The sequence below is a fragment of the Methylobacterium sp. J-026 genome (assembly GCF_022829585.1).
Classification (GTDB): Bacteria; Pseudomonadota; Alphaproteobacteria; order Rhizobiales; family Beijerinckiaceae; genus Methylobacterium.
Window position 1 is genome coordinate 1 of record NZ_JAKSYC010000038.1, and the last position, 3,045, is coordinate 3,045.

The 3,045-nt window shown below is 65.6% G+C and carries 4 protein-coding genes; all 4 read right to left on the reverse strand.

Translation table 11 applies throughout. From position 1 onward, the window contains the following. On the reverse strand, positions 1 to 422 hold a 422-nt coding region (locus MKK69_RS02335), incomplete at its 3' end, for a sugar transferase (RefSeq protein ID WP_243965132.1). A gap of 1,499 nt (positions 423 to 1,921) precedes the next feature. Then, a complete protein-coding gene (locus MKK69_RS02340; RefSeq protein ID WP_243965133.1) occupies positions 1,922 to 2,107 on the reverse strand; it encodes a hypothetical protein in 186 nt (61 codons plus the stop codon). Positions 2,108 to 2,215: 108 nt separating this feature from the next. After that, positions 2,216 to 2,446, reverse strand: coding sequence for a hypothetical protein (locus tag MKK69_RS02345; RefSeq protein ID WP_243965135.1), 231 nt, complete (start codon positions 2,444 to 2,446; stop codon positions 2,216 to 2,218). A gap of 88 nt (positions 2,447 to 2,534) precedes the next feature. Next, positions 2,535 to 3,045, reverse strand: a 511-nt coding sequence (locus tag MKK69_RS02350) for a sugar transferase (protein WP_243965137.1), incomplete at its 5' end; no start/stop codon positions are given.

Sequence of the window (3,045 nt, forward strand, 5' to 3'; positions counted from 1 at the left end):
CGCGCCTGCGGGTCGGTCGCCAGATGCGCGGCCAGAACCGCCTCGCCGTCGGTGACCATCGAGCGGAACTTCAGGCAGCCGAAGCCGCGCCCGTCCCGGCCCAGGCGCATGTGACGGAAGATCGGCGCGCGCCCGTCCCCGGCCCAGACCAAACCGGCGATGAGCAGGAGAAGCGGCAGCAGCAGGAACAGAGCGGTGGTGGCCACGCCCACGTCCAGCGCGCGCTTGGCCGCCCAGTTCAGGCGCAGGCCCCGGGCCACGAACGGCGTCGCCGGAAGCACCGTGACGCCCACGGCCTCGGCAGCCCCGCTCACCTGTCCGACCAGATGGCCGGTCACGTGCTCGGCGACCTCCGTCATCTCAACCAGACCGTGCGCCGCAACAAAGTCGGCGGACGCGGCAGGCTCGGCACGAGTCAGCATGGTCTCAGCTCCTTTGGCGAGCCCAATGGCGAACGTTAATGATTGGTTATTGCGCCGCTCATAATCTGATATTTCCGGGTCGGCAACCCCGATTTTGGGAAAATCATAGATTAGAGCAGGTTTCGCTAGGGCGGCGGACATCCATTAGGCTTGATTCGGACACGCTGATGCCACCGATACGGAAACCCGCCCGGTAGTTTCTACTGATACGTATTAGTTATCCGGCTGTCTGATCAGCGCAGCCGGTATTGGACGACTCGGCGAAGCCTCGCGTCGCGCAGGGTCCTGAACGCATCACATCGGTGGCCGAAGCCGGCCGGGTGCGTACGATGCGATCGCTATTGCACCGCGACAAACCCCAAACGGTCGAAGGGCCAAAACCGTTGCAACGCCGCGCGACCGTGCAACACGGTCTGCGAAACGGCACGCCATCGGCGAGCGCGGCGTGAAAACCGGTCGGCACGGGGCGAGACGTCAGATCCCCCGGCTCAGCTTGCCTGGACATACGACGGGAAGGGCGCGGAGAACGCCGTTGGTGCAACCTTCGGGATGCTCGGCTCGCTTCGGCAAGCCGACATCCTCGCCATCGGCTGGGATCGCGAGCCGGTCCGTTTTCTCAGGCATTCTGCGTCGCATCGGGCCGGACGACTGCCAAAATGGCCACTTCAGAAATCCCTGTTTCGAAGGGTGCACCTGGACGATCCCGGGTCCTTGTCGGACCACAGCATCGTGCCAAATACCGGAACTGGCGCGCTACCGTAGGTTCTTAATTGCGCATCGTCTTTTTCCCGAAAGCCGGGACCGCCTTTCGGTACGAAGCTCCAGTTCGGGGCCCGCGCTCCGAAACCCGGGTCTGTATTCGGTCATGCGAACGCCGCTTCGTCGGCTGGGATGCAGGGAGGTCGGAGACGCGCTCGCGCCGGATTGGAGCCTGCGTCAGTCGCGGGCCTGATCCACGTTTTACCCGGCCTGATACTGAACCTGGAAGAGCCCGACTGATCCGGGGGAGTGCACCCGACGGCACGACGACGGCCGTCCTCCGAACCTCCCAGATCCCGACATCGGTCGAGATCCGGGAGACCTGGCATAACGCCCGTGGAAGGTAGCGTCGAACGTCCCGGGAGCGAGGGTCAGGATGAATGCATCTCGCTCTCCGCGTCGGTGCGGTCACGATGATCCATGGCAATGCCGGCGCCCGTTTGCTCGAATCGGCGGAGCCAGACCAATCCCGTTCGCGCGTCCGGATTTGAAATGCGGCTGTCTGAAACATCCCAGTCAGAGCTTGGAATGCGCCCTCAGCGGCCTTTGGCCGACCTTCCTATAATTCGGGCCGTAGGCATCGGCACCGGCTCTGAACGGCGCCCGTAACACCGCAGGACGAATGCGACGCGCTGCCTCTGGAGCGGTTTCCGAGCGCGTTGCAATCGCAAACCGCTCTAACCCTTTGTTGTCACGCGCGCTCTTGCGCCGAACCGGTGCCCACGTCGGTGGAGAGCGCTCTAGCTGGTGAGCCGTTGGAACAGCAACACCAGGATCCAACCTAGGAAGCCTGTCCAGGCCACGACCACGAGCAGCACGGTGATCAAGATCGCGACGGTGCCGTAGCGCGCGAACAATCGCTGGCCCAGACTGCGTCGACGACCCGACAGCTTCAAACTGTCCTTACCGTTTTGAGACGAATCCATGGCCCCAACCCTCGCACACAGGTTGAGACGCAATGACCTGTCCTGACAGCTCGCGAAAGCCGGACTGCCTTCGAGATCGGTGAATGTGATGAGCGAGCCCGGTGGGATTCATGTTTCGCCGCGCATGGGTCTCATGAGGGCGCCGAGCAGGAAGCCGAGCTGACCGCAAACGAGCAGGGTTAGGCCGCGGCGCATGCCACCACCGGCGCTGAGATGATGGACGTAAACACCGTAGGCCAGTTCGGTGGCCACCACCGGCAGAAACGCAAGGAGCCACCACACCGAGCCGAACCGCCCCAGACCCAGCCCGAGCAGCGCGTTCAGCAGCAGACCCTTCATCGCAGCCCGTCCCCGTCCAAGCCCGGGTCAGGTGGTAAACCGATCCCGCCCCCCGCGCCATTGCGGCTGATTCCGCGGCGCGTCTGCCTCAGCGGCTGCCGCGCTGGGCCAGCACCGCCGGGACGGTGCGCAGCATGATCGCCAGGTCCCGGCGCAGGCTCCAGCGGCTGGCGTAGTCCAGGTCGAGCGCAACGCGCTCGGCGTAGCTCGTGTCCGAACGCCCCGACACCTGCCACAGCCCGGTCACCCCGGGCGGGACGGCAAAGCAGGTCGGAAACGCCCGGCCGTAGCGGGCGACCTCGGCCGGCACGATCGGGCGCGGACCGACCAGGCTCATCTCGCCGCGGAGCACGTTCCACAGCTGCGGCAGCTCGTCCAGAGAGGTCTTGCGCAGCACCTGGCCGATCGGCGTGATCCGCGGATCGTTGGTGAGCTTGTGGGTCTCCGCCCACTCGGCCCGCGCCTGCGGGTCGGTCGCCAGATGCGCGGCCAGAACCGCCTCGCCGTCGGTGACCATCGAGCGGAACTTCAGGCAGCCGAAGCCGCGCCCGTCCCGGCCCAGGCGCATGTGACGGAAGATCGGCGCGCGCCCGTCCCCG

What these genes read in the sequence shown, in the direction of transcription:
- MKK69_RS02340 (WP_243965133.1), bottom strand. Translation starts at nt 2,107, where the DNA reads ATGGATTCGTCTCAAAACGGTAAGGACAGTTTGAAGCTGTCGGGTCGT.
- MKK69_RS02345 (WP_243965135.1), bottom strand. Translation starts at nt 2,446, where the DNA reads ATGAAGGGTCTGCTGCTGAACGCGCTGCTCGGGCTGGGTCTGGGGCGG.